Origin of the sequence: Mycobacterium sp. SMC-17, from assembly GCF_045310915.1 — a bacterium.
Taxonomy (GTDB): domain Bacteria; phylum Actinomycetota; class Actinomycetes; order Mycobacteriales; family Mycobacteriaceae; genus Mycobacterium.
The window spans coordinates 51,170-65,333 of the sequence record NZ_JBJIAK010000025.1 but is presented as its reverse complement, the minus strand read 5'-3'; the positions used below and the strand labels follow the sequence as shown (position 1 = coordinate 65,333).

Genomic DNA, 14,164 nt, shown 5'->3' with positions numbered 1-14,164 from the left:
GGTCATGCCCCGCATCACCGCCGTCCTCGGCGACATCACGCAGCAGGATGTCGACGCGATCGTCAACGCCGCCAACAACGCGATGCGCGGTGGCGGCGGCGTGGACGGCGCCATTCACCGGGCCGGCGGGCCCGCGGTACTCCAGGACTGCATCGAGCGCTTCCCGCACGGCCTGGCGACCGGCGACGCCGGCTGGACCACCGCGGGCAATCTCCCGGCCCGGTGGGTGATCCACACCGTCGGGCCGAATTACCGCGCGGGCCAACGCGATCCGGAGTTGCTGCGGTCCTGCTACCGGCGTTCCCTCGATGTCGCCGACGAGCTGGGTACGCAGAGCGTGGCGTTCCCGTTGATCAGCGCGGGTATCTACGGCTGGCCGCTGGACGACGCGATCGCGATTGCGGTCGAGACAGTTGCTGCGAGCCCCGCTCAGGTGGCCGACGTCAGATTCGTGGCATTTAACGACAGCATTTTCGCGCGGATCAACGGACGGCTGGCGTCAGACTCGAGGTAGTCGTCCGGGCCCGGTGGTTGCGTTGACATTGCGCTGGCGCACCAAGACTCCGAGTAGCGAAGACCCTCAGCGCAGGGTCAACTCAAGTTCAGCGCCCAGAACCGTTGACCCCTACGTGACGGCGCACCTCACTCGAACAAATGCGCCCTGGATACAGAATCAAGGCGGGGCGGACATTCAGGCGACGCCGAGGTAGGCGGCTCGGATGCTGTCGTCCTTCAGCAGATCGCGGGCATTGCCGCTACGGGTGACGGCGCCGGTCTCCAGGATGTAGGCCCGATCGGACCGGCTCAGCGCCTGTTGCGCGTTCTGCTCGACCAACAGCACCGTGGTGCCCTGGCTGTTGATCTCGGAGATGATCCGGAAGATCTGCGAGATGACCATGGGCGCCAGCCCCATCGACGGTTCGTCGAGCAGCAGCACCTTGGGCCGGGCCATCAACGCGCGGCCGATCGCCAGCATCTGCTGCTCGCCACCGGACAGCGTGCCGCCGGCCTGCGTCCGCCGTTCGGCCAGCCGCGGGAACGTCGTCAGCACCCAGTCGAGCCGCTCGTCGTGGTCGTGCTTGGACTCGAATTTGCGTCCGTAACAGCCCATTTCCAGGTTCTCGACCACCGTCATGCCGGGGAAGACCCCGCGGCCCTCGGGGGCCTGGATGAGACCCTTCGTGACCCGTTGGTGCGCCTTGACCTTGGAGACGTCCTGACCGTCGAACCACACCGAACCCGACGTCAGTGGCCGCAGGCCGGAGATGGCCCGCATCATGGTGGTCTTGCCCGCACCGTTGGAGCCGAGCAGGGTGACGAGTTCGCCCTCCCGCACGACCAGCGAAACACCATGCAGCGCTTGAATTCTGCCGTAGTGGACGACGGCGTCGCGGACCTCCAGCAACACCGGCCGCGGGTCGAGGTCGACGGATTCAGAGCTCGTCATCGGGCACCCCCAGGTAAGCGGCGATGACCTTCGGGTCCTCGCGGATCTCGGCCGGCAGGCCTTCGGCGATCTTGCGACCGAACTCCAGCACCACGATCCGGTCGGTGACGCCCATGACCAGTCGCATGTCGTGTTCGATCAGCAGCACGGTGTAGCCGTCCTCCCGGATCGCGTGGATCAGTTCGATGAGTGCGGACTTCTCGCTCGGGTTGAAGCCGGCGGCGGGCTCGTCCAGACACAGCAGTTTCGGCTCGGTGGCCAGCGCCCGGGCGATCTCAAGCCGGCGCTGGTCGCCGTACGACAGGTTCCGCGCTTTTTCCTCGCCGCGGTGCGCGATCCCGACGAATTGCAGCAGCGCCGCGGCACGTTCGATGGCGTCGCGTTCCTCGCGGCGGTGCCGGGCGGTGCGCAGCAGTGCGCCCGGGACCGACGTCTTGTGCCGGGCGTCGGTGCCGACGACGACGTTCTCCAGCGCCGTCATCTCGCCCCACAGCCGGATGTTCTGGAAGGTGCGCGCGATGCCGCGCCGGGTGATCTCGTGGCGCTTGATCTTGCCGAGCGGCGCGCCGTCGAACATCACCGAGCCGGACGACGGCCGGTACACACCGGTGATCGCGTTGAAGCAGGTGGTCTTGCCGGCGCCGTTGGGGCCGATGAGACCGAGAATCTCGCCGCGCCGGATATCGAACGTCACCGCATCGAGCGCGGTGAGCCCGCCGAACTTGACCGTGAGATCGGTTGTGGCCAAGAGCTTCTCGCCCTCGGCGACCTGTACGTCACGGTGCAGGGCGGCCAGTTCCTCGTCTGGCGCGGGCTCGAAGATGTCGCTCATGCCGCCGCCTTCGATTCGTCGGCATTGCGCAACAACGCCCGCGCCGACTTGCCGTACGACAGCAGCTGCTGGCGCACCGGGAACAGACCCTGCGGCCGGAAGATCATCAGCACCACCAGAGCCAGGCCGAAGAACAGGTACTTTAGGTCGCCGAGATTGATGCCGAGCACATGCACCCCGAGCAGCCGGTTGGGCAGGTACACGATGATGAACGCACCGACGATCACGCCGAGTTTGTTGCCCTGCCCGCCGAGGACCACCGCGCACAGGAACAGCATCGAGTTGATGATGTTGAAGGTGGGCGGCGCGACATACTGCACCTGGCCGGCATACAGCGCGCCCGACAGACCGCCGATGCCCGCGCCGATGACGAACGCCCACAGCTTGAACTTGAAAGTGTTGACGCCCATGACTTCCGCGGCGTCCTCGTCCTCGCGGATGGCGACCCACGCCCGCCCGACGCGGCTGCGTTCCAGGTTGCCGACGAGCAACAGGATGCCGACCATGAGCGCCAGCCCCAGCCAGAACCACCACGTGCCGTAGTTGGCGGTGCCGGCGGAGTTGCCGCTGGAGAACACCCCCGTGGGCAGTTTGTCGGTCTCCCCCAGCCGCGGATAAGCGATCTGGTTGAGGCCGCGAGCGCCGTTGGTCAGGTCGGAGAGATTGTCGGCGAGGAGCCGGATGATCTCGCCGAATCCCAGCGTGACGATGGCGAGGTAGTCACCGCGTAGCCGCAGCGTCGGAATACCCAGCACCAGGCCGGCCATCGCGGTGACCGCCATGGCCAGCGGCACGCAGGCCAGCCAGGCCCAGTCCTTGTCGAGGAAGCCGTCGACGCCGACCTGGTTCCACGGGCTGTCCGGGCTGGTCAGCAGCGCGACGGTATAGGCACCGACGGCGTAGAACCCGACATAGCCGAGGTCGAGCAATCCGGCCTGCCCCACAACGACATTGAGGCCGATCGCGATGATCGCCACCATCGCGAACTGCGCCATGGTGCCGCCGAAGCTGATGCCGGGTGTGTTGAGGAACGACGGGGTGTGCAGCGGCAGGTACGCCACCAGAAGGAACACGAAGACACCGAAGACCCACTTCGCGGGCCTCGACTGCTGGTCCCACCACTGGCGGATCTGGTCACCGGGTGCCAGCAGGTACCGGGCGCGGCCCTCGTTTTGATGCTGCCCGCTCATGCGCGTGCCTTCCCGAGACTTTCACCGAGTATCCCGGTGGGACGGATCAACAGCACCAGCACGAGGAGGACGAAAGCCACCACGTCGCGCCATTGGGTGCCGAAGAACGCCTGGCCGTAGTTCTCCATGATGCCGAGGATCAAGCCACCGAGGAGCGCGCCCCGCAGGTTGCCGATGCCGCCGAGCACCGCGGCCGAGAATGCCTTGATTCCCAACAGGAATCCGCCCGAGTAGATGATGCCCTGCGGCACCTTCAGGGTGTAGAGCAGCGCGGCGGCGCCCGCGAGCAGGCCGCCGATGAGGAACGTCGTCATGATGATGCGCTCCCGGGACACGCCCATGAGGGTGGCGGTCGTCGGGTCCTGCGCGACGGCGCGGATGCCGCGGCCGAACTTGGTGCGGTTGAGCGCGATGTCGGTGAGCAGCGCCAGCACGATGGCGGCCACGACGATGACGATGGTGACGTTCGAGATGTTCGCGCTGAAGAGCGTGAACTGAGTCTTGGGCTGTACCAGGATGATCGGCTGCTGGGCATTGCTGCCGCCGAAACCCTTCAGAATCTTCGGCAGCACGAAGTGCACGAATTCCTGGAGGACGAACGACATGCCGATGGCGGTGATGAGGAACGTCAGCCCGCGCGCATTGCGGCGGCGCAGCGGCCGGTAGGCCACCACCTCCAGCCCGACGGCCGCGGCGCCGGAGACCAGCATCGCGACCACCATGGCGACGCCCAGGTAGAAGATGGTCAACCCGACGCCCAGGTTGTAGGCGTTTCCGCTGGGCTTGAACCCGAGAATGATCTCCAGCGCGAAGTACGCGCCGAACATGCCGAGCATGAAGATTTCCGAGTGCGCAAAGTTGATCAGTCGCAGCACGCCGAACACCAGGGTGTAGCCGACGGCGACGAGGGCATAGATCGCACCCCACGACAACCCGTCAATCGTCAACTGCCAGAACCCGTTCACCAGGTTGTCGACGTTGAAATTGATGTTTGCCGCGGTGCACACGTAGTGGCCGACGCAGTCGGGTGTCATCGGGTGGCGGCTCCTCGGTATCGCGGTGGTGAGAGTCCAGGAACGACGACGCGCCCGGCACGGGGTCCGGACGCGTCGTCGTCTGCAGATTCCTACTGGACCTTGTAGATCCAGATCAGGTTGGTGGTCAGCTCACCCTTGTTGTTCCACTGGTACTTGCGGGCCACGCCCTGACCTTCGTACTTGGTCACGAAGTCCAGCAGCGCGGGCCGGGTGACGGCACCCGAGTCGATGCCCTTGACCAGGATGGTGCCCAGGTCGTAGCCCTCGGTGCTGTACGTGCCGGGCTCCTGGCCGAACTTCTTGGTGTATTCCTCGGCGAACTGCTTGCTCGCCGGGCCGCACGGGCACGACAGGATGGCGCCCTTCGTCGCCTCGCCGCCCTGCTTGACGAACTCGGGGTCCTTCGTGCCGTCGGCGCTGGCGAACGTCGCGGTGACGCCGCCGTCCTTGAGCTGCTGAGCGAACGTCGCGGCCTCGGCGTAGTAGCCGCTGTAGAAGATCGCGTCGGGCGCGGCACCCTTGATCTGGGTGACGGCCGCCGAGAAGTCCTTGTCGCCCTTCTTGACCGAGATGTTGCACGCCGAGTCGGCGACCGGCCCCAGCGTGGTGCGCACGGCCGTGGCCAGGCCCAGGCCGTAGTCGGTGCTGTCGTCGACGACGCAGACCTTCTTGTAGTTGAGCGTGTTCTTCAGGTAGTTCGCGACCGACGGGCCCTGCACGCCGTCGTTGGCCAGGCCGCGGAAGAAGGTCTTCCAGCCGTTCTCGCTCAGCGTCACGTTGGTGGCCGAGGCGGTGGCGGCGACGAGGCCGGCCTGGTCGAAGACGGTGCCGGTGGCCTTGGTCTCGCCGGAGAAGGCGGGACCGACCAGGCCGATGGTGAACTTGTCGTCGACGATCTGCGGCGCGATGCCCGTCGCCTTCTGCGGGTCGCCCTCGGTGTCGAAGGTCTTGAGCGTCACCTGGCAGCCGGGGTTGGCCGCGTTGTGCTTGTCGATGGCGAGCTGCACGCCGTCCTTGATGTTGATGCCCAGTGCGGCGTCGGGGCCGTTCAGCGCGCCCGCCATGGCGATGTTCACCGGCGGGCAGGTGGCCTTGCCGTCACCGGCGGGATCGGCAGGAGTCGCGCCGGCGGCGCCCTTGACCTCGGCACCGTTCTCGTCGATCTGCACCTGTTCGACGATCTTGAGATTCGAGCCGGCCGCGCCGCTCTGCTTCGGATCAGACTGGCTGCATCCCGCCAGACCGAACACGATCAGACCGGCACTGCCGACTGCAAGAGCATTCCGAGCTACGCGACTGCGCACGCTTCACCTCCGGGTCATGGTTACGTGGCACCGGATGCGGCCTGCACTCTTCGCAGGTGGGGCCGACATCCGCTGCTTCGCGTAGACAGTAACCAACACGGCGCGGCTATACGCGCTGTTGAGCGATGCTGGCCGACGTTGTCTTCATCGGACCTGTGTAAATGCTGCGGCCGGAAACACAGAGTTAACGGGACGCGCCTGCGGGACTCAGCCGGCTGACGGTTCTGTCGCTTCCGCGGCCGGCGGATCCAGCGTCTCGACGACAACCTCGGCGACCCGTTTCATCGTGGTGCGACGGTCCATGGCCGCCCGCTGAATCCACTTGAACGCCTCGGGTTCGGTCATGCCCTGCTTGGTCTGCAGGATGCCTTTGGCGCGCTCGACGAGCTTGCGCGTCTCGAGCCGATCGGACAGCGACAGGACTTCCTTCTCCAGCGCTGTCAGCTCACCGAAGCGGCTCACCGCGACCTCGATGGCTGGCACCAGATCCGTGATGGAGAACGGCTTGACCAGATAGGCCATGGCACCCGCGTCGCGGGCCCGTTCGACCAGCTCACGCTGGGAAAACGCGGTCAGGATCACGATGGGCGCGATGCGCTTGGCGGCGATCTCGGACGCGGCGTCGATGCCGTCACGGCGCGGCATCTTCACATCCATGATCACCAGGTCAGGCTTGAGCTGCTCAGCGAGCTCGACGGCCTCCTGGCCGTCGCCGGCCTCGCCGACGATCTCGTAGCCCTCCTCGCGGAGCATCTCCGCCAGGTCCAGCCGGATGAGCGCCTCATCCTCGGCCACGAGGACACGGCGCGGTGCGACATCAGATGTTGACCCGGTCATCCCCATATTGTCGCGTGAGCCGTCCAATGAAGCGACCTCGGGGCGCGGCGGGCCCGGAGAATCACATCAACTATGGTGGTACACCGCACCCGATCAACGGGTGCAATGCCCTCGTATCCCAACTGGCAGAGGAAACGGATTCAAAACCCGTGCAGTGTGAGTTCGAATCTCACCGAGGGCACCAAAGCTCGCCGCTAAACTGCAGGCATGGGGGCACTGCGAGTCACTGCTGATGGGCTGTTCGCCGTTGCCGGTCAACTCGAGCAGCATGCCCAAGCTCTGTCCGCACACGTCACCAGTGGCGCGTTGCTTCCCGAAGGTCAGTCCACCGCGGATGTCGTCGCCGAGATCCAATCGCGCATCGATGCCGCGTCCGCCGCACATGCCGAACGGATCTGGTCTGTTGTCTCCGCGCTGACCGCCGCCGGACGCGCCTATACCGACTCCGACAGCTCGGCCACGGCAGCATTGGCGGAGTAGCCATGATGGCCGAACTCGAGTTGCCGACGCTGGCACAGATCACCGATTGGGATGTGCAACACCTGGTCGACGCCGCCGCGCAGTGGAACAAGACCGCCGACCTGTGGGAGAACTCATTCCACGACGTCTGGCAGGGCACCCTGCGTCCCGGCGGCACCACGTGGGAAGGCAGTGCGGCGGAGAACGCGCAGGACATCGCGTGGCGCGACCTGGTCAAGGTCCGTGGCTCGGCCGACGCACTACGGACCGCCGCGAGTATCGCCCACGCCGGCGCGGCGTCGCTGTCCGACGTGAAACGGTTGGCGCTCAACGCAATTGACGAAGCGCGTACCAACGAGTTCACCGTCTCCGAAGACCTGTCGGTGACCGAGGTCAGATACCGGTTCGTGGCGCGGGAACGCGAGTCGCGCGAGTCGATGGCCGATGACCACTCTGCCGACATCCGGCACTTCGCCGCGAATCTCGTTGCCCTGGACCGGGATATCGCGCACCGCCTCCGCGCAACCATGTCCGGGATCGGCGCCCCGATCTATTCGGTCTGAGCCGTAGAACCCGAGGGCCTCCCCGGCGCATGACACGCCAGGGAGGCCTCGTCCGCACCCGGGCTATGCGCCCTGATGCTGATGTGACTTGCTGTCCGCCGGCGAAGTCTTGCCACCGGTGTCGCTGTTCGACCGTCCCGTCGGCTTCGACGGCTCACTGGCAGCGGAGGCCGGCTTCTTCGTCTTGCCCGGCTTCTTGCCCTTACCCTTGGCGGCCGGCTTGTCGCCGTCCTTGCCGCCGGTCGACTTGCCCTCGGCCGCAGCGTCTTTGGCCGGCTTCTTGGATTCGTTCGCGGCCTTCGGCTCTGCCGACGCAGGCGAATCGGACTGCGGCGTTTCCGCTTTCGGCGTTTCCGCCTTGGGCGTCTCGGCCTTGGGAGCCTCTTCCTTCGGGGTTTCTTCCTTCGGGGTCTCCGTCTTGGGTGTTTCGACCTTCGGAGTTTCGTCTTTCGGGGTCTCGGCCTTCGGGCTCTCTGCCTTCGGGGTGTCTTCCTTCGGGGTTTCAGCCTTGGGATCCTCGGTCTTGGGATCCTCGACCTTGGTCTCCACGGCCTTCGGGTCGACCGCTCCCGCGGTTTCGTGCTCGACGGCGTCGACCACCTTGACGTCACCCGCCTCGGGCTTGTCGCCGGCCTTGACGTGGTCGGCGGTGTCCTTCGTACCACCCACCTGAGACTTCAGCTCCGTCGCGGCCCGGTTGGCCTCCGAGAGGGTGTCCGCACTGATCGAGGCGGCGGCGGATGCCAGGCTCGCGGTGGTACTCGGTTGCGCCGCAGCGGGTTTGAAGATGCCCGCCAGCAGGCTCTGGAACGCCTTGACGGCGTTGTTGACCGCGGTCTGCAGCGATGCGGTGAACGACGCGAAGGCTTTCTGGGCCTGAGCCAGCGCCTTCTGTATCAATTGGGCCAGCGCCACGATCGGCGAGACGATGACCGGCGGAAGACCGATGGCATCCGAGATCACCTTCACCGCCAGCTTCGCCGTCCAGTCCGCCTGGAAGATGCCGTAACCGGTGTCCGTGCCCGGCGTGCCGTCACGGGTGGTGTAGATGAATATCGGGCCGGTGTAGGTCAGCGCCCGCCAGGCAGTGATGAAGTCCGAGATGAAATCGGCCTGCTTCTGGTTGCTCGTGGGGTCGACGACGCCGAGTTGGTCCAGCACGGTCTGGAAGCCGTACTCGGTGGCCCAGATCAGCTTGTCGCCGTCACCGTTCTGCACCATGATCGCCCGCATCTGCTGCAGCTGGTACAGCGGCGCGAGTGGGTTCAAGGCACCCTGCGAGAACTTCAGCACCTGGTTGAACTCGTACGGGTGGAACGAGATCGCGTCGAAAAAGCCTTTGGCGCCGGCGGCATACATTGCGGCCAGGAAGGTCTGCGGAGACGACGTGAGTCCGAAGAAGTCCTGAATCGGCGCCAGGGCGCCCGCGATGACCGAGGCCGTCGGGTCCACACCGGTGGTCCCGTCGCCGCCCTTCAGGGTGGTGTAGACGGCCTTCAGGATGGCGGTGTACTTGGCGGCATCCATCGGCTGGAAGAACGTGAAGCTGTTGGGCTCGTTCCAGACTTCGTACGCGGAGATGACGTCGCCGTAGCGGGTGGCCACCTGCTTCACGAAGTCCGCGTAGACGGCCGGATCGGGTGCGCCCGCACCCGGGGTGGTCCCACTCGGCGCCGCCCACAGCGGGGTATGGCTGATGACCGCCAGCACACCCATGTTGTGGGCGCGCGCGGCGTCCATCACGTTGTTCATCAGCGTCCAGTTCGCGTCATTCGCAAGATCATTCGGACCCGTCATCTTGATCAATGCCCATGGGACGAAGACCCGGATGTTCTGCACCCCGATGGACTGCAGCTGGGTCAGGGTCTTGTCGATCTCCGCCGGCGACAGTCCGTAGAGGCTGGAGTCGGCGATGCCGATGGTCGAATGCGTGTCATCGATCTCGGCGGTGGGTATGACGTCGATCGCGACCGTTCGAGTCGGCGCGGGCGTCACGTGGCTGTAGGTGCAGATGACAGCCAATGGCATCAATACGACAACGACTCTCAGCATGAGAGCACGGACCAGACGGTTCACCGCAGTCCCCTTTCCGCCCTGGTCGTCGCCCCTCGACAACGACGCGTGGCAGTTAATTTACTGCTCCGACAACAATTTATTGAGCGCAAATCCGAAATCTGATCGAAATAGTCCGAGCATGCAAAACAGGCAAATATAGAGATGTCCTAAATACCTCTGGTATGTTCACTAACAGCTAATCAATATCGGTTTGCAAAATTGTCATGAGCAAGCATTTCTCCGGTATATACGCAGTTCAATGCCCTCAGCCGGTGCACCAGAAACGCCATTCGACGCAACTGTCGAATATTTGGCAATTTTGATATTGATCGCTGCCGTACATACTTTTCGGTGGCGGCGAAGGGACACCCAGTACCCACGAATGTCCCACTCAGCGAGCCCTTCTAAATGGCCACAGCGACTGGCCATTATGGGTCCCGCAACCAATCCGGGACAGCGCGCCGGCGGTACCGGGGCGGCCCGCTGTTTCGCCGTCAGCGGAGTATCCGCAGCCGAGCACCAAATCCGGTCCCGCGCGTCTACCCTTTAGTCCATGGCGATCATGGACGACGCTCGCCTCTCCGGCGGCGCCGCGACCCCGGCCAGCGCCGATTTGGTCGCTGCCGTGCGCCGTTCGGTCTGCGTGCCGACCGCGACCGTCCGCGAGTGCCTTCGCCCCGACGCCGACATCCTCAGCCCGACCGTCGCCCGCAGTCGCCGAATCCTGACGCGCACCAGCCGCCTCGGCGCGGTGCTCAGCGTCTTCTTCGCCTTGCAGGCGTTGACCACGGGGCCTTACACGATGTGGATCGGCGCCGTGAACCTGGCCGGCGCGGTGCTCTTCCTGCTCGTGCCGACGCTGTACCGGTTCGGTGAACTCGTGGCGCCGGCGGCATTCATACTCATCGCCTACGCCACGGTGACCGTCGTGACCATCAATGTGGGCACCGGCTCGGGAATTCTGTTGTATTTCGCGGTGGCGGGTGCCATCGCACTGCTGATCGTGGGCCTCGAACATGTGGGTTTCGCGGCCGCCGTCGCCGCCGTCGGCATCGTCACCGCGAGCATCCTGGAATTCACCGTCCCGGCGCACACCGGAGCGCAGAGCGAGATGGAAAGCCGGGTGTCGTTCGTCATCACCGCGGTGTCGGCCTGCCTCATCGTGATGGCGACGGTCTGGTCGGTGCTGCGGGAGAACGCCATCGCCCAGCGCGCCATCCAGGCCGAATACCTCAGGTCCGAGACGCTGCTGGCGAACATCCTCCCCGAGTCCATCGCGCAGCGACTCAAGGATCCGGCGCATTCGGTGATCGCCGACAAATTCGACGACGCTTCAATACTTTTCGCCGATATCGCCGGCTACACCCAGCGCGCCAGCGACACCACCCCCGCCGATCTGGTCCAGTTTCTGGACACGCTCTACACCGGGCTCGACGCACTCGTCGACCGGCACGGTCTGGAGAAGGTCAAGACGAGCGGTGACTCCTACATGGTGGTCAGCGGGATACCGCACGGCCGGGCCGATCACCTCGAGGCGCTGGCCTGCCTGGCACTGGACTTCGCCGATTCGGTCCGCGGGCTGACCGATCCCAAGGGGCGGCCCGTCCCGGTCCGCATCGGCATCGCCGCCGGCCCCGTGGTGGCCGGTGTGGTGGGGTCACGCAAGTTCTTCTACGACGTCTGGGGCGACGCGGTGAACGTCGCGTCCCGCATGGAGAGCACCGACGTCGCCGGCCGAATCCAGGTGCCGCACAACGTGTATGAACGTCTGCGCCATGCGTACGAATTCGAGGAGCGCGGCGAGATCGACGTCAAGGGCAAAGGACTGATGCACACCTGGTATCTGGTCGGACGGCTGTCCGCGGCCGGCTCGTCCCGAGCCGACGGCGCTCAGTCCAGCCCGTGCTCGATGGCATAGCGCGCCGCTTCGACCCGGTTGGCCACCTGCAGCTTGCGGAACGTCGCCTGCACGTGATTCTCGACGGTGCGGTGGCTGAGCGTCAGGCGTTCGGCAATCTGCTTGGCGGTCAAGCCTTTCGCCACGTACCGCAGGATCTCGGTTTCCCGCTCCGTCAGGCCGGCAGTCGGGTCCGCACCCGGCGTCTTGGCCATGCGCCGGTGCTCCCCCAGCACCAGACCGGCCAGCCCCGGGGTGAACACCGCGCGTCCCTCGCCCGTCGCGCGCACCGCGTCGGCCAGCTCGGCCTTGGAGGCGCTCTTCACCAGATACCCGGTGGCACCGGCCTTCACGGCCTCCAGGACGTCGTCGCGCTCGTCGGAGGCCGACAGCACCAGCACCCGGCTCGCCGGTGAGACCGCCAGCACCTGCGTGGTCGCCTCGACGCCGCTGCCGTCGGACAGCCGCATGTCCATCAGCACCACCTGGGGCTTGACCACCGCGGCCCGCCGGCCCGCGGCGGCCACACCGTCGGCGGTGGCCACCACGGTGAAGCCCGAGTCCTCGAGGTCACGGGCGACGGCGTCCCGCCAGATCGGGTGGTCATCGACCACCATCACCGTCAACTGAGGCTCAGACATCACGGGCCGCCCTGGGCACCGTCAGCTCCCACTCGGTGCCGGCCCCCGGCGACGTCGTCAGCTCGGCTTTACCTCCGAGCGATTCCAGCCGTCCCACAATCGATTTCGTCACACCCATATGCCCCTCCGCAGCTGCCTGCGCCAACCGTCCGTCGGCGATCCCCACCCCATCGTCGCGGACGCTCACCACGACCTGCCCGTCCAGGTCCTCGACGAGGACGTAAGCCCGCGCCTCGGGGCCCGCGTGTGCGACCGTGTTGCCCAGCACGTTGGCGACCGCGGCATCGAGTTCGCCCGCCACGGCGGCGTCGAGCAGCACCGGGTCCGGCGGCACGCTCACCGCGACGCGATCACCCGCGCGGGCCCGGAGCATCTCCCCGACGTCGACCAGACCGCCCGGCGCCTCGTCAAGACCGGAACTGACCAGTCGGCGCAGCGCCCGTTCCTGCTCGCCGGCCAGCTGCGCGAGTTCGGTTGTCGCACCTCCGATTTCCCGCCCCTTGCGGGCCACCAGCGCCAGCACCTGGATGGCGCCGTCGTGCACCTGCCGGGACAGCCGCTCGCGCTCCGCGGTCGCCGCCGCCAATCGGATGGCGCGCTGCAACTCCGCGTGCGCACGGCGCGCGGTCTGCGCAGCCATCCCGACGGCGAGCCCCACCGCCAACTCGATGACGAGCGTCGCCTGCCGGCCGAGATTGGGGTCGAAGTAGCCCTTGAGCAGCGCGCCGGCCGCCGTCACGAGCAGCCCGGCGCCCATTCCGGCCAGTGGTCCCAGCTGGATGGCCGCGGACAGCGTCGCGTTGGTGGCCCACAACGTCGTCGGCCACGACTGGTTGCCGGCTATCCACGCCGGGGCAGCCACCAGCTCGGTGGACAACACCAGCAGGATGACGACCAGCACCTCGGCCAGCACCCAGGCCTTCCGTCGGCCGAAACCCTTCAGATAGGCCACCGCACACGCCAGGCTCCACGCGATGAGGACCCCGAACAGCGCCCACGTGACGGCCGGGTGTCGCAGATCGTCATTGACCGCGAGCTGAAAACCCAAGGCGTACAGGCAGCTGAGCAGCCGGAAGCCCTGTGCCGCCCGCCACAGCGGGGCGGCCGGGTCCGGTTCTGGTTCCGCCTTCGACGCGGGGTGCACAGCCACTACATCACTTTGGACAGAAAGGCCTTCGTGCGTTCATGTTTCGGGTCGGCCATCACCTCACGCGGGGCGCCACGCTCGACCACCACGCCGCCGTCCATGAACACCAGCTCGTCGGCCACCTCGCGGGCGAAGCCCATCTCGTGCGTGACGACGATCATCGTCATGCCCTGTTGGGCAAGCTTTTTCATGACCGCGAGGACGTCTCCGACCAGTTCCGGATCCAGCGCCGAGGTCGGTTCGTCGAACAGCATCAGCTTGGGCTCCATCGCCAGCGCCCGGGCGATCGCCACGCGCTGCTGCTGGCCGCCGGACAACTGGGCCGGATAGGCATCGGCCTTGCTGGACAGCCCCACCTGGTCGAGCAGGTCCCGCGCACGACTCACCGCCGCATCCCGCTTGACACCCTTGACGTGCACCGGCGCCTCGATGATGTTCTCCAGCGCGGTCCGGTGCGGGAACAGATTGAAGTGCTGGAAGACCATGCCGACATCGCGGCGCTGGCGGGCGGCCTCCTTGGGCGGGAGTTCGTGCAGCTTGCCCCCGCGTTCGCGGTACCCGACCAGCTCCTCATCGACATACAACCGGCCGGCGCTGACCTGTTCCAGGTGATTGATACACCGCAGGAACGTCGACTTTCCGGAACCGGAGGGACCGACCAGCACGAGGACCTGTCCGCGCTCGACCTCGAGCGAGACACCCTTGAGCACGTCGAGGGCACCGAAGCTCTTACACACCTGTTCGGCGCGCACCAT

Annotated in this window: 14 protein-coding genes and 1 tRNA gene; 5 read left to right on the top strand and 10 right to left on the bottom strand. The window is 66.2% G+C overall.

Features of this window, described 5'->3' with window-relative positions; all coding sequences use genetic code 11:
- Positions 1-4: 4 nt before the first annotated feature.
- A complete protein-coding gene (locus ACJH7A_RS17355) occupies positions 5-514 on the top strand; it encodes an O-acetyl-ADP-ribose deacetylase (RefSeq protein ID WP_406784309.1) in 510 nt (169 codons plus the stop codon).
- 177 nt (positions 515-691) lie between these two features.
- Here ACJH7A_RS17355 and ACJH7A_RS17350 read toward each other — a convergent pair whose 3' ends face one another.
- The 6 genes from ACJH7A_RS17350 to ACJH7A_RS17325 form a co-directional block, all read right to left on the bottom strand.
- The gene (locus ACJH7A_RS17350) at positions 692-1,447 is read right to left on the bottom strand and encodes an ABC transporter ATP-binding protein (RefSeq protein ID WP_133427719.1); all 756 of its coding nucleotides are present in this window, start codon (positions 1,445-1,447) and stop codon (positions 692-694) included.
- Positions 1,434-2,279, bottom strand: a complete 846-nt coding sequence (locus ACJH7A_RS17345; RefSeq protein ID WP_061006305.1) for an ABC transporter ATP-binding protein — start codon at positions 2,277-2,279, stop codon at positions 1,434-1,436. The genes ACJH7A_RS17350 and ACJH7A_RS17345 overlap by 14 nt, the downstream gene beginning before the upstream one ends.
- Positions 2,276-3,469 (bottom strand): branched-chain amino acid ABC transporter permease, encoded by a 1,194-nt coding sequence (locus ACJH7A_RS17340; RefSeq protein ID WP_061006304.1) that lies wholly within the window; start codon positions 3,467-3,469, stop codon positions 2,276-2,278. Before ACJH7A_RS17340 ends, ACJH7A_RS17345 begins: the two co-directional genes overlap by 4 nt.
- Positions 3,466-4,503 carry a branched-chain amino acid ABC transporter permease gene (locus ACJH7A_RS17335; protein WP_212814030.1) on the bottom strand — a complete coding sequence of 346 codons (1,038 nt, stop codon included), beginning with the start codon at positions 4,501-4,503 and terminating at the stop codon, positions 3,466-3,468. The genes ACJH7A_RS17340 and ACJH7A_RS17335 overlap by 4 nt, the downstream gene beginning before the upstream one ends.
- 92 nt (positions 4,504-4,595) lie before the next feature.
- Positions 4,596-5,810, bottom strand: coding sequence for a branched-chain amino acid ABC transporter substrate-binding protein (locus tag ACJH7A_RS17330; RefSeq protein ID WP_212814028.1), 1,215 nt, complete (start codon positions 5,808-5,810; stop codon positions 4,596-4,598).
- A gap of 207 nt (positions 5,811-6,017) precedes the next feature.
- Positions 6,018-6,647 carry an ANTAR domain-containing response regulator gene (locus ACJH7A_RS17325; protein WP_212814026.1) on the bottom strand — a complete coding sequence of 210 codons (630 nt, stop codon included), beginning with the start codon at positions 6,645-6,647 and terminating at the stop codon, positions 6,018-6,020.
- A gap of 107 nt (positions 6,648-6,754) precedes the next feature.
- On the opposite strand from ACJH7A_RS17325, the gene ACJH7A_RS17320 reads away from it, so the two are divergent.
- The 3 genes from ACJH7A_RS17320 (at position 6,755) to ACJH7A_RS17310 (ending at position 7,669) form a co-directional block, all read left to right on the top strand.
- Positions 6,755-6,831 (top strand) — tRNA-Leu (locus ACJH7A_RS17320).
- A gap of 23 nt (positions 6,832-6,854) precedes the next feature.
- On the top strand, positions 6,855-7,127 hold the full coding sequence (locus ACJH7A_RS17315; protein WP_318986323.1) for a hypothetical protein: 273 nt from the start codon (positions 6,855-6,857) through the stop codon (positions 7,125-7,127).
- A 2-nt stretch (positions 7,128-7,129) separates the two neighbouring features.
- Complete coding sequence (locus tag ACJH7A_RS17310) at positions 7,130-7,669, top strand: hypothetical protein (protein WP_406776207.1); 540 nt, start codon at positions 7,130-7,132, stop codon at positions 7,667-7,669.
- Positions 7,670-7,732: 63 nt separating this feature from the next.
- Here the strand turns inward: ACJH7A_RS17310 and ACJH7A_RS17305 are convergent, their stop codons facing one another.
- Positions 7,733-9,697, bottom strand: coding sequence for a cellulase family glycosylhydrolase (locus ACJH7A_RS17305; protein WP_406802413.1), 1,965 nt, complete (start codon positions 9,695-9,697; stop codon positions 7,733-7,735).
- Positions 9,698-10,277: 580 nt separating this feature from the next.
- On the opposite strand from ACJH7A_RS17305, the gene ACJH7A_RS17300 reads away from it, so the two are divergent.
- A complete protein-coding gene (locus ACJH7A_RS17300; RefSeq protein WP_406802412.1) occupies positions 10,278-11,642 on the top strand; it encodes an adenylate/guanylate cyclase domain-containing protein in 1,365 nt (454 codons plus the stop codon).
- On the opposite strand, the gene ACJH7A_RS17295 is transcribed toward ACJH7A_RS17300, so the two are convergent.
- The 3 genes from ACJH7A_RS17295 to ACJH7A_RS17285 are packed head-to-tail and all read right to left on the bottom strand — an operon-like array spanning position 11,615 to position 14,164.
- Complete coding sequence (locus ACJH7A_RS17295; RefSeq protein ID WP_406802411.1) at positions 11,615-12,262, bottom strand: response regulator; 648 nt, start codon at positions 12,260-12,262, stop codon at positions 11,615-11,617. The genes ACJH7A_RS17300 and ACJH7A_RS17295 overlap by 28 nt on opposite strands.
- Positions 12,255-13,412, bottom strand: coding sequence for a MacS family sensor histidine kinase (macS, locus tag ACJH7A_RS17290; protein WP_406802410.1), 1,158 nt, complete (start codon positions 13,410-13,412; stop codon positions 12,255-12,257). Before macS ends, ACJH7A_RS17295 begins: the two co-directional genes overlap by 8 nt.
- Entirely contained in the window at positions 13,412-14,164 is a 753-nt protein-coding gene (locus tag ACJH7A_RS17285) for an amino acid ABC transporter ATP-binding protein (protein WP_406802422.1), read from the bottom strand. The genes macS and ACJH7A_RS17285 overlap by 1 nt, the downstream gene beginning before the upstream one ends.

Excerpts from the sequence above, each read along its gene's own strand:
- ACJH7A_RS17285 (WP_406802422.1), bottom strand. The coding sequence starts at position 14,164 with ATGGTGCGCGCCGAACAGGTGTGTAAGAGCTTCGGTGCCCTCGACGTG.
- ACJH7A_RS17345 (WP_061006305.1), bottom strand. The coding sequence starts at position 2,279 with ATGAGCGACATCTTCGAGCCCGCGCCAGACGAGGAACTGGCCGCCCTG.
- ACJH7A_RS17350 (WP_133427719.1), bottom strand. The coding sequence starts at position 1,447 with ATGACGAGCTCTGAATCCGTCGACCTCGACCCGCGGCCGGTGTTGCTG.
- ACJH7A_RS17335 (WP_212814030.1), bottom strand. The coding sequence starts at position 4,503 with ATGACACCCGACTGCGTCGGCCACTACGTGTGCACCGCGGCAAACATC.
- ACJH7A_RS17305 (WP_406802413.1), bottom strand. The coding sequence starts at position 9,697 with ATGCCATTGGCTGTCATCTGCACCTACAGCCACGTGACGCCCGCGCCG.
- ACJH7A_RS17325 (WP_212814026.1), bottom strand. The coding sequence starts at position 6,647 with ATGACCGGGTCAACATCTGATGTCGCACCGCGCCGTGTCCTCGTGGCC.
- ACJH7A_RS17300 (WP_406802412.1), top strand. The coding sequence starts at position 10,278 with ATGGCGATCATGGACGACGCTCGCCTCTCCGGCGGCGCCGCGACCCCG.
- ACJH7A_RS17355 (WP_406784309.1), top strand. The coding sequence starts at position 5 with ATGCCCCGCATCACCGCCGTCCTCGGCGACATCACGCAGCAGGATGTC.
- ACJH7A_RS17295 (WP_406802411.1), bottom strand. The coding sequence starts at position 12,262 with ATGTCTGAGCCTCAGTTGACGGTGATGGTGGTCGATGACCACCCGATC.
- ACJH7A_RS17310 (WP_406776207.1), top strand. The coding sequence starts at position 7,130 with ATGATGGCCGAACTCGAGTTGCCGACGCTGGCACAGATCACCGATTGG.
- ACJH7A_RS17340 (WP_061006304.1), bottom strand. The coding sequence starts at position 3,469 with ATGAGCGGGCAGCATCAAAACGAGGGCCGCGCCCGGTACCTGCTGGCA.
- ACJH7A_RS17315 (WP_318986323.1), top strand. The coding sequence starts at position 6,855 with ATGGGGGCACTGCGAGTCACTGCTGATGGGCTGTTCGCCGTTGCCGGT.